The following is a 26418-nucleotide window of genomic DNA, read 5'->3' as shown; positions in this document are numbered from 1 at the left end:
GCAGCGGGCGATCCCGCTGCACCCAAGAGGACGTTAAAATGAAAATTGCACTGATGATGGAAAACAGCCAGGCGGCTAAAAACGCGATTATCCTGAAAGAGCTGAACGCGGTCGCCGGGGAGAAAGAGTACCCGGTGTATAACGTTGGCATGTCAGACGAGCAGGATCACCACCTGACCTATATTCACCTGGGGATCATGGCCAGCATTCTACTGAACTCGAAGGCGGTGGACTTTGTGGTGGCGGGCTGTGGCACCGGCCAGGGCGCGCTGATGTCGCTGAACCTGCATCCGGGCGTGATCTGCGGTTACTGCATTGACCCGGCAGACGCCTTCCTGTTTGCCCAGATCAACAACGGCAATGCGCTGTCGCTGCCGTTTGCCAAAGGATTTGGCTGGGGTGCCGAGCTGAACGTGCGCTTTATCTTCGAAAAAGCCTTTAGCGGTGCGAAAGGTCAGGGCTATCCGGCCGATCGTAAAGAGCCTCAGGTACGCAATGCCGGCATCTTAAATCAGGTGAAAGCCGCCATCGTTAAAGAGAACTACCTGGATACACTGCGCGCTATCGATAAAGAGCTGGTAAAAACGGCGGTCTCCGGCGAGCGCTTCCAGAAATGCTTCTTCGAGAACAGCCAGAACAAAGAGATCGAAAACTTTGTGCGTGAAATCCTCGCATAACGCGCTCTCTTTCTTCAGGCATAAAAAAACCGGTGCTGAATCAGCACCGGTTTTTTATTGGGCACGATGACTTATAAAAAGTCCTGCCGCTGCGGGGTAAAGGTGTCTAACAGCACGCCTTTTTCCAGGCAGATGCAGCCGTGAACAATGTCCGGCTTTTTATACAGCGTATCGCCCGCGCCTACTTCATGAGTTTCGTCGCCGATGGTAAAGCGGAAGCGGCCGGAGAGCACATAGGTGAGCTGTTCATGCACATGGTGATGCATCGGGCCAATGGCGCCGGTCTCAAAGCTGACCTCCACCGCCATCATGCTGCCGCCATGGGCCAGAACGCGACGGCTTACGCCATCGCCCAGGTCCTGTAAGGGTCTGTCTTGCTTGTAGATAAACACGGTTTAATCCTTCCTTAATGAGTGGCGCAGGGCATCCGGGATCTCCGCCAGATAGAGCGCAGGCAGCCCTTCATGGTCGGTCGTGAACAACACATGGCGATCGTCCGGAGAAAAAGAGGGGTGCGGATGGGTCACCTGGCGGTCACCGTCCAGCACCTGCCAGGAACTGTTATGTGCAGCCAGCGGCGCATACTGACGCGTCTGCGCATCGAAAATATACAGCCACGGATCGTTTTCAATAGTGTGGCTGGCCGTATCCTTCACATCTACCGGTGTACCGGAGCCATCGCCAACCAGCAGCGTGCCGTTATCATTGCTCATCAGGTGCGAACAGGCGGGCATGGTCATCAGGCTGATGTCTTCACCCGTTTGCGGGTCGAAGCGGCGAATATGGCGGTCGTGCTGGCCCTTCAGATAGGAAACATAGATCAGCGCGGAACCGTCCGGCACCCAGAACTCATGAGTGCAGCTTTCCCCTGGCGCGTGTTCTTTCACTTTACGCACGTTGCTGCCGTCTTCATTCACCAGCCACATACGCGCATCCACCAGATCGTGCGGGCCTTCATGGCAGAACGCCACGGTGCTGTCGTCAAACGGACGATAGATCGGGTGCCCCAGCCACTCATTTTTCTCGTGGATGACGTGAGACTGGCCGCTGAGCAAGTCGATGCGCAGCAGGCGGCAGTGCGGGTTACTGTGGTAGAACGACTGGAAAATGGTCCAGTCGGAGAGTGGCGTCCAGTCCTTGCGGTCGATCTCAATCCCCACCAGGCTGGTGCACTCGCTGTTGGCGACCCAGGTGCCGTAACCGACCCAGGCATCCGGCACCTGATAGACGGTTTCCTCACTGAAGTCAGCCAGCGTAACGCGTTGCAGCAGGCGCTCATTTTTTACGTAGTAAAGGTACTGGTCATCCGGCGACAGGAAACCGCCGAAGGTGTTATCACCGTCGCCCTCCGTCAGCTGTATCGCCTTCTGCGACTTCAGGTCGAGCAGATAATAGTTGCGATGACCGTCGAACTCTCCGGCAAACAGCAGCTTGCTGCCGTCGCGGGTAAAGCACTTCTGATAGAAGTAGTTACGGTGGCACAGCACATCAGGTGGCGTTAAGCGCGTCACCCGGGCGCCGGTCTGCGCATCCTGAACGGTGTGGAAGTTGAATTGGATCTGAGAACCTTTTGCCATGATTCACTCCATCGGTGGCCATGAGTGTCGCCCTGTGTTGAGCGTCTTCATTTAATTGAAATGCTGTTTCATAAATATGAAAACACATTACCACCGTGGAGAAGGCTGCGGGGTCAGTCGCTGCCAGAAATGCAAAGCCGATCACAAAACAGCCGCTTTTTGTTCAGAAAAGCGGGATAGATGGCGCAGGTAGTGGGACGTTTTTTTCTTTTCTCACCGGGATGCTTCGGACAAATTGTTATATTTAAGTGTCTGTATTGTAGTAAAAATAACAGCGATTTCGTTATTTTTACGCGGCATCACGGTGGGCCAGGTGAGGCTGGCTTAGTCGTTTTATTGATAAGAATGTTACATGTCTCGCAAATCTGTCTGAGAAATCACCGTCTGCTGTTTTAACTGTGAGTTAATTCACATCTATTCAGCGGGGAGATCTATATAAAACACCGTATCTATAAAAATAAAACAACGGTTCATTTTTATAAAATCTCTCTGGGCGGGGCTCACATGAACGTAGAAAAACCAATTCTCTTCAGACATCAGCTGGCATACGGCGGTGGTAATTTACTCGGTAGCGGGGCGCTGGCGATTGCCGGTATCTGGCTGCTTTACTTCTATACCACTTTTTGCGGGCTGACGCTGTTACAGGCGTCGGCGATCTTCTCGGTTGCCAGTATTATCGATGCGATCAGTAATCCGCTGATGGGCTATCTTTCGGATAACTTCGGCAAAACGCGCCTCGGCAAACGCTTTGGCCGCCGTCGCTTCTTTATCTTACTCGGCATCCCGCTGATGATGGTCTACCCGCTGCTGTGGGTGGAAGGCTTCGGCTTCTGGTACTACCTCTCAACCTACGTGCTGTTTGAGCTGATCTACACCTCGGTGATGGTGCCTTATGAAACCCTCGCTACCGAAATGACCACCGACTTCTCGGCGCGCTCCAAGCTGACCGGCTACAAGGCGATTTTCGGTAAGGTTGCCAATTTCCTCGCGGCATTTATCCCTGGCCAGTTCATTCTCATTTACGGTAAAGAATCTGCCGAGCCGTTCTTCTTCACGGCGCTGACCTACGGCGTGATTTTATGCGTGGCGATGATCATGCTGTATATCTCCTCCTGGGAACGCCCGGTAGAAGAGACGACGCCGGTCGATGAGAAGAAAATGACGCTGGCGAAAACCATGCTGACGCTGGTGCGCGATATGAAGTCGACCTTCCATCTGCGCGTGTTCCGCAAACATCTGGGTATGTACCTGTGCGGGTTCGGCGCCGAGTGGCTGTTCGCCTCGGTCTTCACCTACTTCATCATCTTCGTGTTGCAGTACGACCCGGCGATGGTGGCGGGCCTGAGCAGCCTTAACTCCCTGTTACAGCTGTTCTCCACCGCGATCTTTATCGGCATCTGCGTCAAGCACGGTTTCAGCAAACCCTACATTTTGGCGCTGGGCATCGTGGTGTTCTCCGTGGTGTGTTACAGCCTGCTGCACTTCCTGCATCTGCCGCAGCAGTATGCGACGGCGGCCATGCTGGGCATCACCGTGGTATTCGGCATTGGTACGGGTGGCGTCTACTACATTCCCTGGACGGTCTATACCTTCCTTGCGGATATCGATGAAGCCTTTACCGGCCGTCGCCGTGAAGGGATCTACGCCGGTGCCATGACCTTCTCCGGCAAGCTGATGCGTTCGATCATTGTCTTCGCGATGGGCGCCATCCTCAGCTTCTACGGCTTCCAGTCTAAATCTCAAACGCAGCCGGAAAGTGCTATTACGGCAATTGCGCTGGTCTTCTGTGTGGGCGTGATTGCGCTGGCGCTGATGGCGATGGTCTTCAGCCATCAGATGAAGCTGAACCGCAAAACGCACCTGGTGGTGCTGGGCGAAGTCGCCAGAATCAAATCGGGTGGGCTGATCGGCCATGTTCAGCCAGACGTGCGCTTAGTGATGGAAGAGCTGATCGGTTACCCGTATGAAGAGTGCTGGGGCAACAGTAAAGTGTGCCGCAAAATCTTCGATACCCCTGCCGTTGAACTGGTTGAGGAGCCTGCACCGAAACCGCTGGTGAACCGCACACAGCATCCGTAATACCCCGATTTAACACGCGATTTATCCACCTACCGACTGGCCGGAAAACCCGGCCAGCGGCGCCCTGCGCCTAAAGGATGAGAATGATTATGTGGGAACGTCAACTCTGTATTATCACGTTGTCCCTCGGGCTGAGCGCGCCCGTTGCGGCGGCGCTGCCGGAGCCTGGCACGCTGGTCTGGCACAGCATCACCTTTGGTCAGTCGACCGACGTTAATTTTGCCACCAACGTACTGGCAGACAAAATCGGCCGCAATGAAACCCTGCTGGCCGGGGGTAAGGCGGTGCCGGCAGAAGGCAGCCTGCTCACCACGCCCTTCACGCTGGAAAGCCGTGGCGGCAAGGTGGGGAACAGTCACGATGGTCTGACGTATTTCTATACGCGCTTACCGGCGGACGCCAATTTCCTGCTGGAAGCCGATATCACGCTGAATCAGTTCGGCCCGGAAAACGGGGCAAAACCGGCCGGGCAGGAAGGCGCGGGATTGCTGGTCCGCGATATTTTAGGCCCTGCACGCGCGCCCGCTGTTCAGCCGGGCATTGAAGAGTTACCGGCCGCCTCGAATATGGTGATGAATACGGTGATGGCGATCGGTGACAAGCTGCCCGTGGTGGCGCTGGTGGCCCGTCAGGGCGTGCAGCAGCCCTGGGGCAATACCGGCATCGGCATCGTGCGTGAGCCGTATCAATCGTTGAATACGCCACAGCATTTTTCACTGCGTCTGAGCCGAACAGACAGCGGGTTTGAGGTGGCGTATGCCCCTCAAGGCGGCAGCGCATGGAGCAGCAAAACGGTGGCGGGTGCAGACCGTATCACCCAACTGGATAAAACGCAGTATTACGTCGGCTTCTTTGCGTCACGTAATGCCAGCATCACGGTGAATCACGCCACGCTGACGCTCAGTGAGGCACATACGCAGCCCGGTGCGCCGTATATCGCGCCTGTGCTGCAATCGCGTATTGAAGTGATGTCATCCCCTCGCCTCACCAGGCGTGACGGCGTGTTCCAGCTGCGCACCAACGGCAACGGTCTGATCACTATAGAACGTGGTGACACCGTGCTGCTGCGCCAGAAAAGAGTGCGTGGCGGCGAAGTGGTGGCGCTACCGGTGAAGGCCACATCGATGCCGCGCGATCTCAAGGTCACCTTTACACCGGATAACGGCCAGCGTCTGACGCAAACGTACCCGCTAAGCCTGGCGCAGGTCAGTCATCCGGATACGTTATACGCTTCCGCGCAGGGGGCTGCGGATAACGATGGCTCACGTGAACATCCGCTGGATGTAGCCAGCGCCGTCAATCTGTTGGCGCCGGGCGGCACGCTGTGGCTGGCGGAGGGCGAGTATCCGGCCACGGTGATCCCTGCCACGGCCAGCGGCACCGGGCAGCACCGTAAAATGCTGCGGCCGCTGGGCGACAACGTGGTGTTTAACGGTCTGACGCTCGATGCCAGCTACTGGCATATTCAGGGCATCACCGTCACGAAGAAAAGTTTCCATATTGCCGGCAGTCACAACCATATCGACCGCGTCCGTGCTCATCATGCCGATGATACCGGCATCTGGGTCGCCTCACCGGATGGCATCGGCCGCGCGCTGTGGGCCAGCCATAATCTGATCAGCAACGCTGAGTCCTGGGGTAATCAGGACCCGGGACGGAAAAACGCTGACGGTTTTGCGGTGAAAATGCGTGTCGGTGAGGGCAACCACCTGGTGAACTGCTATTCCCACGACAATATTGATGACGGTTTTGACCTGTTCAACAAAATTGAAGACGGCCCGAACGGCAGCGTCACCATCGAAAACAGTCTGTCGGTAAATAACGGCAGCAACGGCTTCAAACTGGGAGGCGAAGGGCTGCCCGTGGCGCATGTGGCGCGCAACAACATGGCACTGAACAACGGCATGGATGGCTTCAGCGATAACTTCAATCCTGGCGCGCTGATTATTGCAGGCAACCGGGCGCTGGATAACCAGCGGTTTAACTTCCTGTTCCGTCCGTCGCCTTACACCACGCCAGATAAACAGGGCACGTTTAGCGGCAATATTTCTCTGCGTACCGTGCCGGGGAAATATGACGATGTGGTCAGCGGTAATACCGATGACACGAATGTTTTTTATCACGTGAAAACGAGTGAATTAATCAAAAGTACGATCCAAAAATAACATCAAACTCTCTGGGATACCAAAATGAAAAATAACAGACTGCTGCTCTGCGGTCTGCTGCTGGCCAGCGCCAGTAGTCAGGCCGTCACTCTCGACGTTCGCCATGAGTGGCTGGACGACAGTAAACAACACAAAGATCGGTTCATGGTGTCACACCGGTTTGATAATGGCTTTGGTTTTTCACTGGAAGCCAAATGGAAATCGGGGGGCGATAATAAGAATAAAGCCTTTACCGATCTGGTGGATAGCGGTACAGAAAGTACCGTCAGTTATCAGTACAAAGTCACGCCCGCCTGGTTCCTGCAGCCGGGGTTCACCCTGGAATCCAGTTCGGATAACAGTATTTATAAGCCATTTTTAACCACCGGATACCAGTTTGAAAACGGTATTTATTTTAACGTGCGCTACCGTTATGAATATACGCGCTCGACGAAAGAAAATACGGATGATAAGAAAACGAACCGGGGTGAACTCTGGCTGGGTTATCGTCTGGCGGACTGGCGCTTTGAATATAACTATATTTATAAGCACAGTGACCAGGTGTTATACGACAACGACAAATGGGATTATGAGCAGGATCTGAAGGTGGCGTATAACATCAATAAGCAGTGGACGCCTTATGTGCAGGTGGGTGATGTTTCTGTCAGGAAAACCGCCGATGACAGGCAGACCCGCTTGCGCATCGGGGTTCAGTATAACTTTTAAAGCTCACGGCTGATGCGTTGCGCCCGCCGGGGTTCCGGTGGGCGCAACGTCTGATTTTCAGGTCTTTCACCGTCCCTGAAAAAATAACAGGAAAATTCGCTTTTTTTCGCCTCAAAATAGTATTTTTACTCATTGTCGCTATGACCTTGAACTGATAAGTTGCCACCGCGTTTGGGAACGCGAAAAACTCAGAAATCAAATGAATAACATGTTGAAAAATATAAAGGATTATATTTATGAAGGTTCTTTTTGTCGGAAGCGGTCTATCGGCCCAGCAGGCGCGTAGTGATAAATATCACGACCATATCAAAGTGTGCCTCAATAATGCCTGGCGTATCTATGAGGGAGGCGAGTTTGATTACTGGATACATCCTAATGATTTTCCGAAGGAGAATTTCCCTTCTTGCGTGAATTATCAACATGAGATCAGGCATGAAGAATACTCTGCGGTTATTCATAAAGGTGCCCGTCGTTTGGGTATTCAGGCGGATACAGGCTTTGATATTGAAATAAATATTGGCTACACCTCTTTTTTCCAGGGTCTGTACTGGATAATGCTGGGTTTATCGCCAGAAAGAATTGGTTTGCTTGGGTTTGACCACGACTATAACAAAAATAAAACGGATAAATGGGTCGCGGACGACAAACCTAATATTCAGAATTTTTTTAATAATAAAAAAGAAAAAACCATAAAAGAGTGGGCGGATAATTATTTTCAGGGGTTTGAAAAAGACTTTTTCTATGGCCATGGTACGCCTGATCCAATGCGATATGGCCCGGAATATATCGAGAGAAAAATGGTCCTGGCGCAGGAGAATGCAAAAACCCTTGGGATCTCGATCGTCAACTATTCTGAGCGCGAATCGCCCTATAAAATATTTGAGCGTCATATTATTTAATATTCTTCTTTTCGTCATGCCGATTCTTGCTGCCGTCCGCCCGTTGCCGCAAGAATCGGATAAGTACTAATCTTTTGTCAGTATCCGGCTGATTTCATTTCCGTATCCCCTTACAGTCACGACGCCATCCAGCAGTTCCACCACCGCGTAAGGGACGTCTTCCGCGCCGTCGAGCATCCCTTTCATAATAATAAAATCGGTATTGTCGCGCCGCACATAGCCACCGCGATGGTCATGCCCGGTAAAGCAGGCACGTACCTGATAGCGGCACAGCAAATCAGCCAGTTCACCGCCATTCCACAGGATATGACCCGTATGCGGGGCCAGCGGATAGTGACCAAACACCACCACGGTTTCTCCCAACTGCTGGGCCTGTTGCAGCTGCGTTTCAATCCATGCCAGTTGAGCACTGCTCACCGCGCCGTTCCACAGCTCGGCCTGCGGTTGCTGACGGGCCACCAGGTCGGCCAGTATCGCTTTCGCCTGCTGACGGTCATCACCGTTGCCCTGATTGCAATACAGGCTGATGTCATTACCGTCGAACACGATAAAGCGGTAGCCCGCAAGGCGGAACTGATAATAGCTTTTCGGTAAGCCCGCTGGCGGCGTATGCGCCGATGTCAGGCGGTCAGAAATCACCTGCGCATCATGGTTGCCAATCACAATCGCATGCGGATGATGCAGTGTTTCATACAGCGGCAGTAGCGCCTGATAGCTTGACCAGTGGCGATCCACCAGGTCACCCAGCGTGACGACAAAATCGAGCGGCTTGCGGTTAAAGGTGGCAATCGCCTTAGGCAGCTTGTGCAGTGCATGGCGATAATAGAGATTTTTCGGCACATCTGCCTCCACATCAGCGTACTGCGGGTCGGCAATCAGGCCAAAGCGCAGCGTGCCGTCGGCGGGATGAGTGGAGCGCATCACCGGTGGCTGATACAGCATGGCCGCAGCGCCCAGCGCCTGACGTTGCAGAGAAGAAAGCGGGTGCGGTGTGGTTTCAAAAGACATATATCGCTCCGTTAGCGGATGCCGGCACGCATAAACGACTGAACAAACTGACGCTGGAAAATCAGGAACAGCACCAGCAACGGCAATGACGTCATCAGCGTTGCGGCCCCGACCAGCGCCCACTGTACCCCTTGTTCCGGGGCGGAAAACAGCTGCAAACCGACGGTAATGGGCCGCACGTTGACCGAGTCGGTGATCACCAGCGGCCAGAGGAAATCGTTCCAGTGGAAGCTGATCGACACCAGCGCAAACGCGATATACACCGGTTTGGCCAGCGGCACATAAATACGGCGCAGAATGGTCCAGCGGCTGGCACCTTCAACGATCGCCGCTTCTTCCAGCACCAGAGGAATACTTTTAAACGTCTGACGCAGCAGGAAAATAGCAAAGGCCGAAGCAAGATAGGGCAGTGCAATGCCCCACAGTGTGTCGCGCAGCCCCAGCGCGCCCACGGTTTTGTAATTGTTGAGGATCAGCACGTCGGGGCTGATCATCAGCTGTAGCAGGATCAGGGCAAACAGCAGACCGGAGAACTTGAGGCGAAAACGGACCAGCGCATAGGCAGCCATTGTCGCCAGCACCAGCTGGCAGATCACAATCATCAGCACCAGCAGCGTAGTGTTGAGGAAATAGCGGGCGAACGGTGCGGCGTGCCAGGCATCGATAAAGTTCTGCAATGTCAGCGGGGAGAACAGCACAAAGGTGCCCTGATCCGATGCAGGATGAATGGCAACCCAAACGGCCACCAGAATCGGTAGAAACCACAGCAGGGCGGCCAGCCAGATCGCCAGATTCAGGCACAGACGGCCCAGCGAAAACGACCGTGCGGGAAGCGTCATGGTCAGGCTCATTGGTAATGCGCTCGCTTATCCAGCAGGTGGAATTTGATTAAAGCAATCGCGCCGAGGATCACCAGCAACACCACGGTCATGGCGGAAGCGGCCGGTAAATCCCAGAAGCTGAAAGCGGTACGGTAGATGTAATAGAGCAGCAGACTGCTGCTGTTATTCGGTCCACCGTTGGTCATGGCGATCACCTGGTCGACGATGCGGAACGCGTTCATCGAGGCATTGATCAAAATAAACAGCGTGGTGGGCATCAGTAATGGCCACTGCACGCGGCGGAAGAAATAGCGGCGTGAGGCGCCTTCAATGTCTGCCGCCTCACTCAGCCGCGGGTCTATCTGCTGCAATGCCGCCAGATAGAAAATCATAAAGAACCCGGCCTCACGCCAGACGGAAACGGCCATCAGGCTCCAGAGCGCACTGTCGGGGTCCCCCAGCCAGTTGACGGGCGGCAGCGAAAACAGCGCCAGTAGCTGGTTGAGCAGGCCGAGCTGGGGCGTGTAGAAAAACAGCCACAGGTTGGCGATGGCAATCATCGGCAGCAGTGAAGGAATAAAAAAAGCGGCGCGAGTCAGCGCGCTGCCGCGCAGGCGGCGATTCACCGCCAGCGCCATCAGCAGGGCCAGCCCCACCGCCAGCGGGATCGTGACCGCGGCATACAACAGGTTATTACGCAGCGACAGCATAAAAATGTCGTCATCCAGCAGTGCGGCGTAATTATCCAGCCCGACGAACCGGGCCGGATGCCCGTTGCGCGCCGCAGAGAACAGGCTCTCCCACATCGTGGCCACCGCCGGATAATGGGTAAACGTCAGCAGAAACCCCAGTGCCGGTAACAGCAGCAGGTAGCCATAAATCTGCATTGACAGACCCCGATTGCGGGCAGCCGGTGCCAGAGTGTGAAGAGAGCGCATAGGTGTCCGTTACTGGTAAGGTTTCAGCAAGCGGTCAGCCTGCTTCTGAGCCGACTCCAGCGCCTGCTCAGGGGTTTTCTCCTGAGTGACGGCGGCTTCAACCGCATGGTTCAGGGCATCCTGAATCTGCACGCTGTTGTAGGTCGAGAGTTCCGGTTGTGAATATTTCAGCTGCTCACGCGCGACCAGCGCCTGTGGCACCTGTTTGACGTAATCCTGCATCACCGTGGTGTCCCATGCGGCAGGTGAGGTTGCCACGTAGCCGGTGGCGATACTCCAGCGAGCGGCCTGCTCAGGTGCTGATACCCAGCGAATAAATGTCATCGCGGCTTTTTGCTGCTCAGGAGTGGCATTTTTGAACACGTAGAGGTTACCGCCGCCGGTCGGGCTGCCGCGCTGGGTTTTCTCCGGCAGCATGGCGACGCCGAACGGGAATTTGGCGTTGTCACGCACGGTGGTCAGGTTACCGGTGGTGGTCACCATCATGGCGGTTTTGCCGCTGATAAAGTCCTGAGGTGTGGTGCTCCAGGCAATTGCGCCTTTCGGCGACACGCCCTCTTTCTGCCCAAGGTTGGTCAGCCACTGCAAGGTTTCGACGTTGGCCGGGGTATTAAAGGCCACGGCTGTGCCTTTGCCGTTATCCAGGCGGCTGCCGTTGGTGGCCGCCAGACCCTGGAAGTTCCAGTAGCCGTTCGGCGTGGACGGGATCTCAATGCCCCACTGGCTGACGCCTTTGTCGTCTTTCACCACCAGCTTTTTACCGAAGTCGACCACCTGCTGCCAGTTAGCGGGTGGGGTTTCGCCGTCCAGACCGGCTTTCTCAAACGCCTGTTTGTTCCAGTACATCACTACGGTGGAACGCTGGAACGGGATGCCCCACACCTTGCCTTCGATATGGCGCAGGAATGCCGGGTAGAATCCTTCAATCCACTTTTTGCCATCGGCATCATTCGCCAGGTCGCTGGCCGCGGTAATCGCACCGGCGTCGATCAACGAATAGGCTTCGATATCCCCAATCACGGCCAGCTGTGGCGCATTGCCGCCGCGAAACGCTGTCAGGGCTTTGGTCACTGTCGTGGCATAGTCACCGGTATAAACAGGCTGAATGCTGACATCCGGGTGCAGTTTTTCAAAGTCAGCGACCAGCGTATCGACGGTGTGGCTGATTTTGCCCCCCACGGCAATCGGGTAATACATCTGAAGTTTTACAGGGTCGGCCGCGAAAGCAGATGAGGCAGCACAAAGTAACAGGACAGACGTCAGGCGTGAGAAACGGAGAACTGGAGACATGGTTTTCCCTTGAGCGATAAAAGAGTGGTTAAACAGCATATTTTTGTTCTGACGGTAAAACGTTCTGTTCCGCGCCGTAACAGCGTTTGCCGCTGGCGCTGACAAAGAAATAGTGTTTGCTCGCAGACCATTGCAGCCCGACCGGGCTGTGCTCGCTAAAGCGCCTCATGCCGGCCACTTTGACGGTGATTGGCTCCTGACAGGCGGCGATTTGGCAGACCAGCAACGTGTCTGCGCCCATGTATTCGTAGCTGAGCACACGGGCAGTCAGAGCGGCGTGTTCGGCTGAGGTCAGTTGAATATCCTCGGCGCGCAATCCGAGGCTCAATCCGGCTTCAACGCCGTACTGCACCACCGGGATCGGCATCTCACCCAGGTAGTGATGGTTGCCTTCACGGCGCAGCGGGATGATGTTCATCGGCGGGGCTCCGATAAATTGCGCAGCAAATACCGTGGCCGGGTTGTTGTAGAGGTTATCCGGGGTGTCGTGCTGTTCGATGTTGCCGTCATTCAGCAGAATAATTTTATCGGCCATGCTCATTGCTTCGGTCTGATCGTGGGTCACGTAAAGCATCGTCAGGCCGAGCTTTTTCTGAATGGCGCGGATCTCGCGGCGCATGCTCTGGCGCAGTTTGGCATCGAGGTTGGAAAGCGGCTCATCCATCAGGCACAGTTTATTGTTGGCGATCACGGCACGGCCCAGCGCCACGCGCTGCTGCTGCCCGCCGGAAAGCTGGGACGGCAGACGGTCGAGCAGCGGTTCCAGCTCCATCAGGCGGCTGACATCGGCCAGACGTGAGGGAAAATGACGCTTATCTTCACCCCGGGCGCGCAGCCCGAACAGCAGATTTTCCCGCACATTCAGATGCGGGAACAGCGCGTAAGACTGGAACACCATCGACAGTTTGCGCTGTGAAGGCGGCAATGCTGTCACATCGGACTGCTGGAAATAGATCGCGCCACTGTCGGCCGATTCCAGCCCGGCAATGGTGCGTAGCATGGTTGATTTGCCACAGCCGGAAGGCCCGAGCAGCGCGATAAAATCACCCTCTGCCACCTCAAAACTGATGTCGTTCAGCGCGGTTTTGGTGCCCCAGGCTTTGTGAATATGGTGAAGAGAGAGATAACTCATGCCAGCTGTGCGTCTTTGCAATAAGAAGTGGGCCTAAGCTAGCGGGACTGGATGAACTTTTTATTAACGCAGGATGACGCTTAGAAGACGGGGATCGCTGACGCCGGGCAGGGGGACGCCGCAGTAGCGTCCCGTCAGCAGGACACTGACGGGACGACAGGTTCAGACGCGGCGTTTTTCCTGACATAAGTAGCCGAAAGTCGCAAACAGGCAAAGTGAATACCCCAGCAGTTCACTGCCTTCTTCCGCCATGTTTTTCACCGTGCGGTTATAGCCATCCAGCATCAGATGTTCCCAGAGTTCGTGCATACCGAACAGCCGTGAGAAGACCAGAATTGTCAGCATCCCGGCAGACAACAGGCCCCATGCCGGTTGGCTCACAAAGGCGGCAAGACCCGGGATGATGCTACGTGGGTTACGCAGCGCGACTGCCACGCAGGCCAGGGTCACCGCAAGGGCAAACCAGAGCCAACAGCCGTGTCTGATCGTATCAAACAAAAAATCCAGCTCACGAATGAGCATGCAACTGAAGAAACCGGCCACCAGAATCATCACCGGCCGCTGCGCCGGAGAACGCCAGGCGCGATGAAAAAACAGACAGGCAATGACTGCCAGCATGATTTCCTGCGCCATTTCAGTCAATGAGGTTTCATGGACGGCATTATTCATCCAGACGACATCAGCAAAGAGCAACCCCATCATCATGCCAAGAAACAAAGCAGCGCCTAAAAATGTGAATATCTTATTTTTTATAATCGATAAATCAGTCGACATGTTACCCCCCGGTCAATATTGGGGGGCAATGATAGGGATGTTCCATAACAGAACTGGTCATTTTATGCGGTTGTCTTATATAGAGCACATAATGACATGTAATTTGCATTTTTTTAATTCAACTAATTGTTATGGATGGTATTTTTTCTCCTGCTGTTCAAACCAGCTGGCGGGAACGTTATGGGGAGGTTGACCAAGCTGCGCAATCCCCTGTTCGATAACCTGATCGGCCATCTGGTGCAGGGTGGCATGCCCTGCGGTCAGCAGACGGATTTGCACCCGTTTTTCAATCAGATAGACGCGGGCAAAATGCGGATCAAAATGAATAATTGAGCGGGTATTATCGATAATATCCGCCAGCTTGATGGTCTGCGCGTCAGCAGAGGCCTGTTGAGTATGGCGAAAATGGGCCAGCTTACGTGCGGTGCGGTTTTGTCCGGCAACGGCACCCTGGTTGGTCAGCATTTCAACCAGCGATGTCACCCGCTCGCCGAAATGGGTGCGGATATCCTCCAGCGTACTGCTGGTGTCTTCAACAGTATCGTGCAGCCAGGCCGCAGCCAGCATCTCTTCATCGTCACTGACGCTACGCACCAGTTCGACCACCGCAGCGGGATGCACGATATAAGGCTCATCGGTGTATTTTCGGCGTTGATCTGCTGCGGCATGGGCTTTGCTGGCGTAGCGCTGCGCCCGTTCTTCCAGAGTTTGCATCGTTTTTCTCCCTGCCTGTAAAGTCGCTTGCAATTGTATAGTGCGCTATCTATATTATTTTTCATGACTACAGATAAAGATGACAAAAAAGCGGCGGATGCGCCACTGTTGCTCGACCGGCAGCTGTGCTTCGCGATCTATTCCGCTAACCTGGCGCTGCATAAGATCTACCGGCAGCTGCTGGCCCCGCTGGATATCACCTATCCCCAGTATCTGGTGATGATGGTGCTGTGGGAGCGGGATGACGTCACGGTGTCGGAGATCGGTGAGCGGCTGTTTCTTGACTCTGCAACCCTGACACCGCTGCTGAAACGTCTGGAAACTGCCGGGCTGCTGCACCGTCTGCGTTCGCGTAAAGATGAACGTCAGGTGGTGGTGACGTTGACGGATAAAGGACATGAACTACGCCAGCAGGCGCGGGCTATCCCTGAATCAGTGATCGGTGCTACGTCCTGTGAGATGGAAAAATTACAGTCGCTAAAAGGCGAACTGGAAATTCTGCGCAATAATCTGAACGGCTAATCTGCCCTTGTTCTTTGAGTCAAAAAGCTTTATTAATATAAATAGTGTGCGATTTAATCGCGTGAAAACTAAAAAAGGAAACACACCATGTCGTTAGAAAAAGTTGTATACCGTGCAAAAGCAAAAGCCACCGGTGGCCGTGAAGGCCGCGCTACTTCTTCCGATGGCGTGCTGGATATCCAGCTGGGCCTGCCGAAAGAGATGGGCGGCGCAGGTGGCAATGTCACTAACCCTGAGCAGCTGTTCGCGGCGGGTTACTCTGCCTGCTTCCTCGGAGCGATGAAGTTTGTGGCGGGGCGTGACAAGTTCGCTATGCCAAAAGAGGCGTTTGTTGAAGGGGAAGTGGGTATTGGTCCATTGCCGACGGGCTTTGGCATTGAAGCGACCCTCAACATTCATCTGCCGGGCATGGACAGTGCTGAGGCGAAAAAGCTGGTCGATGCCGCCCATATCGTCTGCCCTTACTCCAATGCCACCCAGGGCAATATTGACGTGACGTTGAATATTATCAACTAAGCCGTCTGACCGGGGCTGTCGCCCCGGTTATCGTCATTCCTGCTGTATCTGATCCCACACTCTTGCATACCGTTCGCGGCACGATTCCGCACCTTCCTCTCAATGATACGTAAAATGCCGAAATTACATATCCTCACAGACTAACCCTGCTGAGTGTGTTTAACTACGCCCCCTGCGAAGGATTGTTACCCCTCATTTATCATCAGATTCCTCTGGTTATGGACGGCCTTAAGGTTTATCGGTATTGCGTCCGAACTCTGACGCCGTACCAGGGTCTGATTAGCGTTCAGATCGTGTTAGCAATTGTTTAGGTTACGCCAGGATTAAGGTCGAATGAATTCTATTAAATTGTTTACCCAGCAAAAGTTGTCGCTGTTGCTGGCTGTCTACATCGGGTTGTTTTTAAATCTTCCGGTATTTTATCGTCGATTTGATCCCTTCCTCGCTAAGTTTGAAATGATGCAATGGCTTTCAGCACTGGCAGAAGGGATGGCGGCGATCCTGCTGACCTTCTTCCTGTTACGTCTGCTATCGCTGGGTGGAAAAATGTTCTGGCGCGTTACCGCCAGCCTGCTGGTGCTGATCTCTGTCTCAGCCAGCTACTACATGGCTTTCTTTAATGTCGTTATTGGCTACGGCATTGTCGCTTCCGTGATGACCACCGATACCGACCTGTCTAAAGAAGTGGTGGGTTATCACTTTGTCCTGTGGATGGTACTGGTCAGTCTGATCCCGCTGGCGTTGATCTGGTGGAGCAGCCTGCGCATGACGCTGCTGGAGCAGCTTAAAACGCCCGGCCAGCGCATCAAGCCATTACTGACGCTGCTGCTGGCGCTGCTGCTGACCTGGGGCCCTATTCGCTATTTCGATAAGGTGCAGAGTGCCAATGAGAAGCTGACCAACGTTGACCTGCCGAGCTATGGCGGGGTGGTGGCGCACTCTTACCTGCCGTCCAACTGGCTCACAGCGGTCGGGCTGTTTGCCTACACCAGCTATGACGAAAAAATGGACAGCGATGATCTGTTCGATCCGGCAAAAAACTTTACCTATAAGGCGCCTGAAGGGCTGGATGATACCTATGTCGTGTTCGTGATTGGTGAAACCACCCGCTGGGATCATATGGGGCTGCTGGGCTATGAGCGTGACAACACGCCAAAGCTGTCAAAAGAGAAGAACCTGGTGGCGTTCCGCGGCGAGTCCTGTGATACCTCCACGAAACTCTCCCTGCGCTGCATGTTTGTGCGTGAAGGGGGAACGATGGATAACCCGGGACGCACGCTGAAAGAGCAAAATGTCTTTTCGGTGTTGAAATCGCTGGGCTTCAGTTCGGATCTGTACGCCATGCAGAGTGAGGTGTGGTTCTACAACAACACCAATGCTGACAGCTATGCCTTCCGCGAACAGATTGGCTCAGAGAAGCGTAACCAGGGGAAATCCGTGGACGATATGCTGCTGATCCCGGAGCTGAAATCGTCGATTGACGACCACCCGAAAGGTAAGCACCTGGTGATCCTGCATACTAAAGGCTCTCACTATCTTTACTCTCAGCGCTATCCGCGTGAATTCGCTCGCTACCAGCCGGAGTGCATGGGCGTGGATGATACCTGCAGTAAAGCGATGCTGATTAACGCTTACGATAACTCCATTCTGTATGTTGATACGATGCTGGACAGCGTGTTTGACCAGCTGCGTGATAAGAAAGCGATTGTGTTTTACGCCGCCGATCATGGTGAGTCCATCAGCGAAAACATGCACCTGCACGGTACGCCACGCAATATGGCGCCGCCGGAGCAGTTCCGTGTGCCGATGATTGTCTGGGCGTCGGATAAATATCTGGCAGACCCGGCCAATAAGAGCGCGTTTGAGCGCCTGCAGGCTGAGCAGAAAGCGGGCAAGACGCACCGCCATGTGGAGCTGTTTGACACCATCATGGGATGCCTCGGCTATACTTCTCCCGATGGTGGAATAAATCCGGCCAACAACTGGTGTGCTAAACCATAAACAAACGTAGGGGTCAGGCATTCCTGACCCTGACCTGGGCGAGGCATGCCTCGCCCTACGTTTGCCATCATCCAACCGAATAATCTGCTGCCGCTCAACCTCTGAACAGCCCCCCTTTTTTGCAAATCAATTCCCATAAAACCGCATAAATCCTTATCCCGCCTGTATTGCCACTTAATTCGCAACGCGTTTTTCTTATGACCGAATGTGACTTGTTGCCTGTTTCTTATCTTAGCGTTGCAGCATTTTTATCTATAAGTTAGCCATATAGACCATTTTATCGGGTGGAAATTGGTTGTTTGTGGATTATTTTGTGGGTTTTTTTTCGGCGTGATGTTCTGTAGTTATGCCATTAACCCAGGGTTTAATGTGGTATTCATCACACGTAATAACGTTTTACGCTACAAATGTTATTAAATTGTTTTTTTTATATTTGCTTGCTGTTTCTCACACTCTGAGTAAATACCCTACGCTTGTATTGACGTTCCCTGAAACAATTGACAAATTGAAGCCTCAGTACAAAAGGTAAGGGGATTTTTCTGATAGTTTCTGCATCGTCAGAACGTCTCCACATCCCGTCAGATTGACTGATGCCGCAAGGCACCACGCACAGGCCACTCAAAAAAATTATCGGCCGGCGTAACTACTCCTCTTTCTGCCAAAAACAGTAAGTCGGGTATGCACACAACAACATCACATCACTATTGGAGCATAAGCATGAGTATTTCCCTGGCTAAATCCGGGATGCTGAAAGTCGGTCTCAGCGCGATCGCGTTGTTAATGGCTACAGGTGTTCAGGCGAAGACCCTGGTGTATTGTTCTGAAGGTTCGCCTGAAGGTTTTAACCCGCAGTTATTCACCTCTGGCACCACCTATGACGCCAGCTCGCGTCAGATCTATAACCGTTTGGTGGAATTCACCATTGGTACCACCGAATTACATCCTGCGCTGGCAGAAAAATGGGATGTGAGTGCTGACGGTAAAACCTACACCTTCCACCTGCGTAAAGGCGTGAAGTGGCAGACCACCAAAGACTTTAAACCGACGCGCGACTTTAATGCCGATGACGTGGTATTCACCTTTGAACGTCAGCTGGATAAAAATAACAAGTATCACGGCGTGTCTGGCGGCAGCTACGAATACTTCGAAGGCATGGACATGCCGAACCTGATCAGCAAAATCGTGAAAGTGGATGACTCTACTGTACGTTTCGAGCTGACCCGTCCTGAGTCGCCGTTCCTGGCCGACCTGGGCATGGATTTCGCCTCCATTCTGTCGGCTGAATACGCTGACAATATGATGAAAGCCGGTACGCCGGAAAAACTGGACCTTAACCCGGTCGGTACGGGCCCGTTCCAGTTACAGCAGTACCAGAAAGATTCGCGCATTCTGTACAAAGCCAACCCGGAATACTGGGGTACTAAACCGAAAATTGATCGCCTGGTGTTCTCCATCACTCCAGACGCTTCCGTACGTTACGCCAAAATGCAGAAAGGAGAATGTCAGGTGATGCCGTACCCGAACCCGGCTGATATTGCACGCATGAAGCAGGATAAAAACATCAACCTGCTGGAGCAGCCAGGTCTGAACGTCGGTTATCTGTCGTTTAACGTTGAGAAAAAGCCACTGGATAACCTGAAAGTTCGTCAGGCGCTGACCATGGCAGTGAACAAGAAAGCGATCATCGAAGCGGTCTACCAGGGGGCGGGCCAGGAAGCGAAAAACCTGATCCCACCGACCATGTGGGGCTACAACGATGCCGTTCAGGACTATCCGTACGATCCGGTCAAAGCTAAAGCCTTGCTGAAAGATGCCGGTATGGCAGACGGCTTCGCTATCGATCTGTGGGCGATGCCAGTACAGCGTCCGTACAACCCGAACGCACGTCGTATGGCTGAAATGATTCAGAGCGACTGGGCGAAAATTGGTGTGAAAGCCAAGATTGTCACCTACGAGTGGGGCGAGTATCTGAAGCGTGCTAAAGCCGGTGAACACCAGACCGTCATGATGGGCTGGACCGGCGACAATGGGGACCCGGATAACTTCTTCGCCACCCTGTTCAGCTGTGCAGCCGCGAAAGATGGCTCGAACTATTCACGCTGGTGCTACAAGCCGTTTGAAGATCAGATCCAGCCAGCACGTGCCACCGACGACCACAACAAACGTATCGAGCTGTACAAACAGGCTCAGGTTGTGATGCATGACCAGGCACCAGCGCTGATTGTCGCGCACTCTACGGTCTACGAGCCAGTGAGTAAGAAAGTGTCAGGCTATGTTGTTGATCCGTTAGGCGGGCATTACTTCGCTCAGGTTGATATCCAGGAATAGTGTTCAGGGACGGGACTGACCCGTCCCACATCATTATTTGTAGGGGTCAGGCATGCCTGACCCTTCTTGCCAGGAAGCAAAAAGGTCGTCAAGGCGCGGTTCGCTGCGTCGCGGGTGGATGTCCCCTGAGGATTTTCGCGCGCAAGATGTGAGCAATAATAATCCTGTTGGTTACGGCTGGCAGGAACTAATAGAGAATGCGGAATATGCTGCAGTTCATACTCCGACGCTTGGGGCTTGTCATCCCAACGTTTATCGGTATCACCCTGTTAACCTTCGCGTTTGTTCATATGATCCCCGGTGACCCGGTGATGATCATGGTGGGCGAGCGCGGTATCTCCCCTGAACGTCATGCACAGCTGATGGCCCAGCTCGGTCTGGATCAGCCACTCTGGCAGCAATATCTCTCCTATATCAAAGGCGTGATGCATGGTGACCTCGGCATCTCACTGAAAAGCCGTGTCCCGGTGTGGGAAGAGTTCGTCCCGCGCTTTAAGGCCACGCTTGAGCTGGGTATCTGCGCGATGCTGTTTGCCGTTGCCGTCGGTATCCCGGTAGGCGTGCTGGCTGCGGTTAAACGCGGTTCCATTTTTGACCACACGGCGGTGGGCATCTCCCTGACCGGTTACTCCATGCCGATCTTCTGGTGGGGCATGATGCTGATCATGCTGGTTTCGGTGCAGCTCAACCTGACCCCGGTATCCGGGCGCATTGGCGATACGGTGTTTCTTGATGACACCATGCCGCTCACCGGCTTTATGCTGATTGATACCCTGATCTGGGGCGAACCCGGTGATTTCAAAGATGCTGTGATGCATATGATCCTGCCCGCCATTGTGCTGGGGACCATTCCGCTGGCCGTGATTGTGCGTATGACGCGCTCGGCGATGCTGGAAGTGCTCGGCGAAGACTATATCCGTACTGCACGTGCCAAAGGGCTGACGCCGATGCGGGTGATTGTGGTGCATGCGTTACGTAACGCCATGCTGCCGGTGGTCACGGTGATTGGTCTTCAGGTCGGTACGCTGCTTGCGGGTGCCATCCTGACGGAAACCATCTTCTCCTGGCCAGGCCTGGGGCGCTGGTTAATCGACGCACTTCAGCGCCGCGACTATCCGGTGGTTCAGGGTGGGGTGCTGATGGTGGCCACGCTGATTATCTTCGTCAACCTGCTGGTCGACGTGCTTTACGGTGTGGTTAACCCACGCATCCGTCACAAGAAATAAGGGGCCAACATGTCTGTTGTGGATCCAGGCAGCGTCAACGCTGCACCCAAGCCGATGACCCCGTTACAGGAATTCTGGCACTACTTTAAGCGTAATAAAGGTGCAGTGATTGGCCTGGTTTACGTGGTACTGATGATTATTATCGCGGTGTTTGCCAACGTGCTGGCGCCCCACGCGCCTGCTGAGCAGTTCCGCGATGCGTTACTGCGTCCGCCAGCCTGGCAAGAAGGTGGCAGCTGGCAGTATGTTTTCGGCACGGATGATGTTGGCCGTGACGTTCTGTCGCGCCTGATGTACGGCGCCCGTCTGTCACTGCTGGTTGGCTGTCTGGTGGTGGTATTGTCGCTGATCTTCGGCGTCATTTTCGGCCTGATTGCTGGCTACGTTGGCGGTTCCGTGGATGCGGCGATTATGCGTCTGGTGGATATCATGCTGGCGCTGCCAAGCCTGCTGCTGGCGCTGGTGCTGGTGGCGATCTTTGGTCCATCGATTGTTAATGCCTCGATAGCGCTGACCTTCGTTGCTCTGCCGCACTATATCCGTCTGACCCGTGCGGCGGTGCTGGTGGAGGTGACGCGCGACTATGTGACCGCCTCCCGCGTGGCCGGGGCCGGAGCTGTACGTCAGATGTTCGTCAATATTTTACCAAACTGCCTGGCACCGCTGATCGTGCAGGCGTCTCTCGGTTTTTCCAACGCGATCCTCGATATGGCCGCGCTGGGTTTCCTGGGTATGGGTGCGCAGCCACCAACACCGGAGTGGGGCACCATGCTCTCCGACGTGTTGCAGTTTGCGCAAAGTGCCTGGTGGGTGGTCACCTTCCCGGGTGTTGCCATTCTGCTGACGGTACTGGCATTCAACCTGATGGGCGATGGTTTACGCGACGCTCTTGACCCGAAACTCAAACAGTAGGCAGCGAGATGGCACTTTTAACTGTAGATAAGCTTTCGGTGCATTTCGGTGACGAAAAAGCACCTTTCCGCGCCGTCGACCGCATCAGCTACCAGGTTGAGCAGGGGCAGGTGGTGGGTATTGTCGGTGAGTCCGGCTCCGGTAAGTCCGTCAGTTCGCTGGCGATCATGGGGCTGATTGATTACCCCGGCAAAGTCATGGCAGACAACCTGGTGTTTAACCAGCGAGACCTGAAACGCATTTCGGAAAAAGAGCGCCGCCAGCTGGTGGGCTCCGACGTTGCGATGATTTTCCAGGACCCGATGACCAGCCTCAATCCGTGCTACACCGTGGGTTTCCAGATTATGGAAGCCATCAAGGTGCATCAGGGCGGCAACAAACGTACCCGACGTCAGCGTGCTATCGACCTGCTCAACCAGGTTGGTATTCCTGACCCGTCGTCGCGCCTTGATGTGTATCCGCATCAGCTTTCGGGGGGGATGAGCCAGCGCGTGATGATCGCCATGGCGATTGCCTGCCGACCTAAGCTGCTGATTGCTGATGAGCCGACCACGGCGCTCGACGTGACCATTCAGGCGCAGATCATTGAGCTGCTGCTTGACCTGCAACGCCAGGAGAATATGGCGCTGATCCTGATTACACACGATCTGGCGCTGGTGGCGGAAGCCGCGCAGCACATTATCGTGATGTACGCAGGTCAGGTGGTGGAAACCGGCAAGGCGGTAGATATCTTTAAAGCCCCGCGCCATCCTTATACCCAGGCCTTGCTGCGTGCGCTGCCGGAGTTCGCGGCGGATAAAGCGCGCCTCGCCTCGTTACCCGGGGTGGTACCCGGCAAGTATGATCGCCCGAACGGCTGCCTGCTGAACCCACGCTGCCCGTATGCCAAAGATCGCTGCCGCAACGAGGAACCGCCACTGCGTGATATTGCCGGGCGTCAGTCCAAATGTCATTTCCCACTGGATGATGCCGGGAGGCCCACTTATGAAGCCTGAACACGATAAATCGACGCTGCTGATGCAGGCGATCGATCTGAAAAAGCACTATCCGGTTAAAAAAGGCTTGTTTGGTCAGGAGCGTCTGGTCAAAGCGCTGGATGGTGTCTCGTTCGATCTGGAACGGGGCAAAACGCTGGCCGTGGTGGGGGAGTCCGGTTGCGGAAAATCAACGCTCGGCCGTCTGCTGACCATGATTGAAACGCCAACGGAAGGTCAGCTGTTCTATCAGGGGCAGGATCTGCTGAAGCATGACCCGCAGGCGCAAAAGCTTCGTCGCCAGAAAATCCAGATCGTTTTCCAGAACCCGTACGGTTCTCTGAACCCGCGTAAGAAGGTCAGTCAGATCCTCGAAGAACCGTTATTGATTAATACGGACTTTACGCGCGCCGAGCGCCGGGAGAAAACCCTGGAGATGATGGCGAAGGTTGGCCTGAAAACCGAACATTATGATCGCTACCCACATATGTTCTCAGGCGGCCAGCGTCAGCGTATTGCTATCGCACGCGGGTTGATGCTGGACCCGGACGTGCTGATTGCCGATGAACCGGTATCAGCGCTCGACGTGTCGGTGCGTGCGCAGGTGCTGAACCTGATGATGGACCTGCAGCAGGACCTCGGCCTCTCTTACGTGTTTATCTCCCACGACCTGTCGGTGGTGGAACATATCGCGGATGAGGTGATGGTGATGTATCTGGGCCGCTGTGTGGAGAAGGGGAGTAAAGAAGAGATCTTCGCCAATCCGCGCCATCCTTACACTCAGGCGCTGCTGTCAGCGACGCCACGTCTCAACCCGGATGAGCGGCGTGAGCGTATTAAACTGACCGGTGAGCTGCCAAGCCCGCTGAATCCGCCGCCGGGATGTGCGTTTAACGCACGCTGCCGCCGCCAGTTTGGCACTTGCGTGCAGCTGCAACCGCAGTTGAAAACCTTCGGCGCACAACAGGTAGCCTGCTTTGCCGTGGAGCAGGACGAAAACAGTCAGGCCTGACCTATCTGGCTACCCTGAAAATGGCTCTTCTCCGGAAGGGCCATTTTGCATTTCCCGCCCGCTATCGACCGGGCGCCGCCGCCCCAACCAGTCTTTTCCCTTCTTATTTTTCAGATGCCTCTACTCATAAGCCGGATGAAATGCTTAAGAGAAATACGAGATTCATGAAGTACTGCTATGCTGTATGAAAAGCAGGCTAATGTATCGATTCTAAGTCCAGGTGCTCAGAAATGAGCAGAACACGCGCAACAGACGTTTCTTTTCAGTAGGTTAGGTAGCCTGTACGCGAAAAGAGAAAAAACGATGTACTGGAAAGAATATTACAGAGGTAAATGAACCGCTATGAAAGAGTAAGAGTTAGCAGGGTATTTCATTTTCACGAAATAGCTCACATCAAAATGTCATAAATAGACGATTAAGACAAATAATCACCCGGCTGATATATCACTTATGTAATTATATTTTTTTATTAAATTTCAGGTTATTAGCTCATTAAAAGTGTTTCTTCTATGATATGAGAATAGTCTGAACTATTTAAAAATGTATGTTATATTGCCGCGAAATCATCCACCTTGCGCGATCAGACATATGAACAGTTATGATGACCTGCAGCGTTTTAAGGAAAAAACGCAAACAAACCACATTGAATTCAAAGATATGTCTGAGCAAACGCTGAACTCGACAACCACCAATTGGGCCATCATCAAACAGTTGCTGAATGAGGGCGCAGGGTCGGTGCTGGATAACAGTCAGCGTATTGATCGGGCTGTTCCTCAACCGGTTGATTTTGCTGCTTTTACATCGTCATCGGTGGAAAACGCGCCGGCTATATCATCGCTGCCGGTTCAGTCCTTTGTGCCTGCCACGCCGGGCGCTTCAGATCGTGTTGGCGCCTCGCTGCTCGACAGTATTTCGGCCTCGTTGCAGCCTGCCGCTGCGCCTGCTGAAGCGGTTGAACCCTCGACGGTTAAGGCACCGGCAGCCGAGCCTGCTCCGCTGCGCGCCATGCCGGTTGCACAGCAAACGACGGTATCCGGTAGCTCACTATTAGCGCAGTTGGCCGTCAGTACCGCGCCTGCACCACAGCCAGCCGCTGTCGTTCCGGCACAGCCAGTGTTCCAGGCCGGCACTGCTCACGTACCGCAGGCTGTTGACGCTCAACCCGTTATGCCGGCACATTCGCCTGCTGTCGAAGCACCGGCGAATGTGAGCTACAAACAGTTGTTTAGCACGGCAGCCGCGCCGGGCTCCGCTGCACTTCCGAAAGATATGTTGTTACATCCCTTGCTGGAGAAAATTGCCTCATGCCGTTAGTTTGTGTTTGCTCCCCTAAAGGCGGTGTGGGTAAAACCACCATGGCAGCCAACCTTGCTCACGCCCTCGCTCGTGGCGGCAGTAAGGTGCTGGCGATCGATTTTGACGTGCAAAATGCGCTGCGCCTGCACTTTGGTGTTCCGCTGGCCGATAGCCGTGGTTTTGTGGCGAAGTCCGCCGAATCTTCTGACTGGAGTCAGTCCATTCTTACCACGGGTGGCAATATTTTTGTTCTGCCTTATGGCGAGGCGACAGAAGAGCAACGTGTTGAATTCGAAGAGAATTTAACCAAGGATTCTAACTTTCTTGCGCGTGGTCTGCATACGGTCCTGAACTATCCCGGGCTGGTGATCATCGCTGATTTCCCTCCGGGTCCGGGTCCGGCCCTTAAAGCTATGGCTGCACTGGCCGATATGCATTTAGTGGTTATGCTGGCAGACACGGCCTCACTGTCTCTGTTACCACAAATTGAAAATGAGAAAATGATTGGTGGCCCACTCAACCACCGTGATGGTCATTATTTCGTTCTTAATCAAAGCGATAGCCGCCGCAATATCAGCCGGGATGTTACCGCTTTCATGCAGCAACGCCTCGGCGACAAGCTGATGGGCATCGTCAACCGCGATGAAAGCGTGGCGGAAGCCAATGCTTCCCAGCAGTCTATTTTTGATTTTAGCCCGGTCTCTGCCGCGGCATTTGACATTGAGCTGATCGGTAAACGCCTTGCCGCGTTGCTTGACATCAAAGTCGGTGACGGTGAAATGCACGCCCCGCTAAAGTCCCGCTAACCGCCGGAATATTGCCAGGCAGGGATGCCTGAAGACGCGCGGTCCG

At 54.1% G+C, this 26418-nt stretch carries 24 protein-coding genes; 15 read left to right on the top strand and 9 right to left on the bottom strand.

All coding sequences use genetic code 11. The annotated features are described in order from the left end of the window. The first annotated feature begins 38 nt into the window (after positions 1-38). The gene (locus FY046_RS19570; RefSeq protein WP_133844663.1) at positions 39-677 is read left to right on the top strand and encodes an RpiB/LacA/LacB family sugar-phosphate isomerase; all 639 of its coding nucleotides are present in this window, start codon (positions 39-41) and stop codon (positions 675-677) included. Positions 678-748: 71 nt separating this feature from the next. Here the strand turns inward: FY046_RS19570 and FY046_RS19565 are convergent, their stop codons facing one another. After that, positions 749-1069 (bottom strand): cupin domain-containing protein, encoded by a 321-nt coding sequence (locus FY046_RS19565; protein ID WP_133844661.1) that lies wholly within the window; start codon positions 1067-1069, stop codon positions 749-751. A 3-nt stretch (positions 1070-1072) separates the two neighbouring features. Continuing rightward, entirely contained in the window at positions 1073-2254 is a 1182-nt protein-coding gene (locus FY046_RS19560; protein WP_446186400.1) for an oligogalacturonate lyase family protein, read from the bottom strand. Between the two features lie 504 nt (positions 2255-2758). Between FY046_RS19560 and FY046_RS19555 the strand changes: the two genes are divergently transcribed. The 4 genes from FY046_RS19555 to FY046_RS19540 all read left to right on the top strand — a co-directional run bounded on the left by FY046_RS19555 (position 2759) and on the right by FY046_RS19540 (position 8102). Next, a complete protein-coding gene (locus FY046_RS19555; RefSeq protein ID WP_167864179.1) occupies positions 2759-4333 on the top strand; it encodes an MFS transporter in 1575 nt (524 codons plus the stop codon). A gap of 89 nt (positions 4334-4422) precedes the next feature. Then, the gene (locus FY046_RS19550; RefSeq protein WP_446186399.1) at positions 4423-6498 is read left to right on the top strand and encodes a right-handed parallel beta-helix repeat-containing protein; all 2076 of its coding nucleotides are present in this window, start codon (positions 4423-4425) and stop codon (positions 6496-6498) included. 24 nt (positions 6499-6522) lie between these two features. After that, entirely contained in the window at positions 6523-7203 is a 681-nt protein-coding gene (locus tag FY046_RS19545) for an oligogalacturonate-specific porin KdgM family protein (RefSeq protein ID WP_133844653.1), read from the top strand. Between the two features lie 236 nt (positions 7204-7439). Then, the gene (locus FY046_RS19540; protein ID WP_171149449.1) at positions 7440-8102 is read left to right on the top strand and encodes a hypothetical protein; all 663 of its coding nucleotides are present in this window, start codon (positions 7440-7442) and stop codon (positions 8100-8102) included. A 66-nt stretch (positions 8103-8168) separates the two neighbouring features. On the opposite strand, the gene FY046_RS19535 is transcribed toward FY046_RS19540, so the two are convergent. The 7 genes from FY046_RS19535 to FY046_RS19505 all read right to left on the bottom strand — a co-directional run bounded on the left by FY046_RS19535 (position 8169) and on the right by FY046_RS19505 (position 14779). Then, on the bottom strand, positions 8169-9110 hold the full coding sequence (locus FY046_RS19535) for a metallophosphoesterase (protein ID WP_159338342.1): 942 nt from the start codon (positions 9108-9110) through the stop codon (positions 8169-8171). 11 nt (positions 9111-9121) lie between these two features. After that, entirely contained in the window at positions 9122-9949 is an 828-nt protein-coding gene (locus FY046_RS19530; RefSeq protein WP_374760147.1) for a carbohydrate ABC transporter permease, read from the bottom strand. Between the two features lie 8 nt (positions 9950-9957). Continuing rightward, entirely contained in the window at positions 9958-10869 is a 912-nt protein-coding gene (locus tag FY046_RS19525; RefSeq protein ID WP_133844645.1) for a carbohydrate ABC transporter permease, read from the bottom strand. 9 nt (positions 10870-10878) lie between these two features. Beyond that, a complete protein-coding gene (locus FY046_RS19520; RefSeq protein WP_159338343.1) occupies positions 10879-12159 on the bottom strand; it encodes an ABC transporter substrate-binding protein in 1281 nt (426 codons plus the stop codon). 28 nt (positions 12160-12187) lie between these two features. Beyond that, entirely contained in the window at positions 12188-13291 is a 1104-nt protein-coding gene (locus FY046_RS19515) for an ABC transporter ATP-binding protein (protein WP_171149450.1), read from the bottom strand. 162 nt (positions 13292-13453) lie between these two features. Further along, on the bottom strand, positions 13454-14065 hold the full coding sequence (locus FY046_RS19510) for a hypothetical protein (RefSeq protein ID WP_133844639.1): 612 nt from the start codon (positions 14063-14065) through the stop codon (positions 13454-13456). Positions 14066-14194: 129 nt separating this feature from the next. After that, positions 14195-14779, bottom strand: a complete 585-nt coding sequence (locus FY046_RS19505) for an HD domain-containing protein (protein ID WP_159338346.1) — start codon at positions 14777-14779, stop codon at positions 14195-14197. A gap of 63 nt (positions 14780-14842) precedes the next feature. Between FY046_RS19505 and FY046_RS19500 the strand changes: the two genes are divergently transcribed. From FY046_RS19500 to bcsQ, 10 genes are all read left to right on the top strand, one after another. Next, positions 14843-15301, top strand: a complete 459-nt coding sequence (locus FY046_RS19500; RefSeq protein ID WP_133844634.1) for a MarR family winged helix-turn-helix transcriptional regulator — start codon at positions 14843-14845, stop codon at positions 15299-15301. 87 nt (positions 15302-15388) lie between these two features. Next, positions 15389-15817 (top strand): organic hydroperoxide resistance protein, encoded by a 429-nt coding sequence (locus FY046_RS19495; RefSeq protein WP_133844632.1) that lies wholly within the window; start codon positions 15389-15391, stop codon positions 15815-15817. Positions 15818-16150: 333 nt separating this feature from the next. Beyond that, complete coding sequence (eptB, locus tag FY046_RS19490; protein WP_133844630.1) at positions 16151-17818, top strand: kdo(2)-lipid A phosphoethanolamine 7''-transferase; 1668 nt, start codon at positions 16151-16153, stop codon at positions 17816-17818. 717 nt (positions 17819-18535) lie between these two features. Then, positions 18536-20146: a dipeptide ABC transporter periplasmic-binding protein DppA gene (dppA, locus tag FY046_RS19485; protein ID WP_133844628.1), complete on the top strand. Its 1611-nt coding sequence runs from the start codon at positions 18536-18538 to the stop codon at positions 20144-20146. A 206-nt stretch (positions 20147-20352) separates the two neighbouring features. Further along, positions 20353-21372: a dipeptide ABC transporter permease DppB gene (dppB, locus tag FY046_RS19480; RefSeq protein WP_133844626.1), complete on the top strand. Its 1020-nt coding sequence runs from the start codon at positions 20353-20355 to the stop codon at positions 21370-21372. Between the two features lie 9 nt (positions 21373-21381). Beyond that, positions 21382-22284 carry a dipeptide ABC transporter permease DppC gene (dppC, locus tag FY046_RS19475; RefSeq protein WP_133844624.1) on the top strand — a complete coding sequence of 301 codons (903 nt, stop codon included), beginning with the start codon at positions 21382-21384 and terminating at the stop codon, positions 22282-22284. An 8-nt stretch (positions 22285-22292) separates the two neighbouring features. Beyond that, positions 22293-23279 carry a dipeptide ABC transporter ATP-binding protein gene (gene dppD / locus FY046_RS19470; protein WP_167864184.1) on the top strand — a complete coding sequence of 329 codons (987 nt, stop codon included), beginning with the start codon at positions 22293-22295 and terminating at the stop codon, positions 23277-23279. Continuing rightward, on the top strand, positions 23269-24270 hold the full coding sequence (dppF, locus tag FY046_RS19465) for a dipeptide ABC transporter ATP-binding subunit DppF (RefSeq protein ID WP_159338348.1): 1002 nt from the start codon (positions 23269-23271) through the stop codon (positions 24268-24270). Before dppD ends, dppF begins: the two co-directional genes overlap by 11 nt. Before the next feature lie 540 nt (positions 24271-24810). After that, positions 24811-25584, top strand: coding sequence for a cellulose biosynthesis protein BcsO (bcsO, locus tag FY046_RS19460; protein WP_446186398.1), 774 nt, complete (start codon positions 24811-24813; stop codon positions 25582-25584). Further along, entirely contained in the window at positions 25575-26372 is a 798-nt protein-coding gene (bcsQ, locus tag FY046_RS19455; protein WP_167864186.1) for a cellulose biosynthesis protein BcsQ, read from the top strand. The genes bcsO and bcsQ overlap by 10 nt, the downstream gene beginning before the upstream one ends. Positions 26373-26418 lie beyond the last annotated feature (46 nt).

Source organism: Erwinia sp. 1181_3 (assembly GCF_052824965.1).
The sequence above is the reverse complement of the archived record's forward strand: the minus strand, read 5'-3'. Positions and strand labels throughout refer to the sequence as shown.

Bases quoted from the DNA above. Each gene is read 5' to 3' on its own strand.
- FY046_RS19510 (WP_133844639.1), bottom strand. From the start codon at position 14,065: ATGTCGACTGATTTATCGATTATAAAAAATAAGATATTCACATTTTTA.
- FY046_RS19535 (WP_159338342.1), bottom strand. From the start codon at position 9,110: ATGTCTTTTGAAACCACACCGCACCCGCTTTCTTCTCTGCAACGTCAG.
- FY046_RS19530 (WP_374760147.1), bottom strand. From the start codon at position 9,949: ATGACGCTTCCCGCACGGTCGTTTTCGCTGGGCCGTCTGTGCCTGAAT.
- dppA (WP_133844628.1), top strand. From the start codon at position 18,536: ATGAGTATTTCCCTGGCTAAATCCGGGATGCTGAAAGTCGGTCTCAGC.
- eptB (WP_133844630.1), top strand. From the start codon at position 16,151: ATGAATTCTATTAAATTGTTTACCCAGCAAAAGTTGTCGCTGTTGCTG.
- FY046_RS19545 (WP_133844653.1), top strand. From the start codon at position 6,523: ATGAAAAATAACAGACTGCTGCTCTGCGGTCTGCTGCTGGCCAGCGCC.
- FY046_RS19495 (WP_133844632.1), top strand. From the start codon at position 15,389: ATGTCGTTAGAAAAAGTTGTATACCGTGCAAAAGCAAAAGCCACCGGT.
- FY046_RS19500 (WP_133844634.1), top strand. From the start codon at position 14,843: ATGACTACAGATAAAGATGACAAAAAAGCGGCGGATGCGCCACTGTTG.
- FY046_RS19520 (WP_159338343.1), bottom strand. From the start codon at position 12,159: ATGTCTCCAGTTCTCCGTTTCTCACGCCTGACGTCTGTCCTGTTACTT.
- FY046_RS19570 (WP_133844663.1), top strand. From the start codon at position 39: ATGAAAATTGCACTGATGATGGAAAACAGCCAGGCGGCTAAAAACGCG.
- FY046_RS19560 (WP_446186400.1), bottom strand. From the start codon at position 2,254: ATGGCAAAAGGTTCTCAGATCCAATTCAACTTCCACACCGTTCAGGAT.
- FY046_RS19550 (WP_446186399.1), top strand. From the start codon at position 4,423: ATGTGGGAACGTCAACTCTGTATTATCACGTTGTCCCTCGGGCTGAGC.
- FY046_RS19515 (WP_171149450.1), bottom strand. From the start codon at position 13,291: ATGAGTTATCTCTCTCTTCACCATATTCACAAAGCCTGGGGCACCAAA.
- FY046_RS19525 (WP_133844645.1), bottom strand. From the start codon at position 10,869: ATGCGCTCTCTTCACACTCTGGCACCGGCTGCCCGCAATCGGGGTCTG.
- FY046_RS19505 (WP_159338346.1), bottom strand. From the start codon at position 14,779: ATGCAAACTCTGGAAGAACGGGCGCAGCGCTACGCCAGCAAAGCCCAT.
- bcsO (WP_446186398.1), top strand. From the start codon at position 24,811: ATGTATGTTATATTGCCGCGAAATCATCCACCTTGCGCGATCAGACAT.
- dppC (WP_133844624.1), top strand. From the start codon at position 21,382: ATGTCTGTTGTGGATCCAGGCAGCGTCAACGCTGCACCCAAGCCGATG.
- dppB (WP_133844626.1), top strand. From the start codon at position 20,353: ATGCTGCAGTTCATACTCCGACGCTTGGGGCTTGTCATCCCAACGTTT.
- FY046_RS19555 (WP_167864179.1), top strand. From the start codon at position 2,759: ATGAACGTAGAAAAACCAATTCTCTTCAGACATCAGCTGGCATACGGC.
- FY046_RS19540 (WP_171149449.1), top strand. From the start codon at position 7,440: ATGAAGGTTCTTTTTGTCGGAAGCGGTCTATCGGCCCAGCAGGCGCGT.
- bcsQ (WP_167864186.1), top strand. From the start codon at position 25,575: ATGCCGTTAGTTTGTGTTTGCTCCCCTAAAGGCGGTGTGGGTAAAACC.
- dppF (WP_159338348.1), top strand. From the start codon at position 23,269: ATGAAGCCTGAACACGATAAATCGACGCTGCTGATGCAGGCGATCGAT.
- dppD (WP_167864184.1), top strand. From the start codon at position 22,293: ATGGCACTTTTAACTGTAGATAAGCTTTCGGTGCATTTCGGTGACGAA.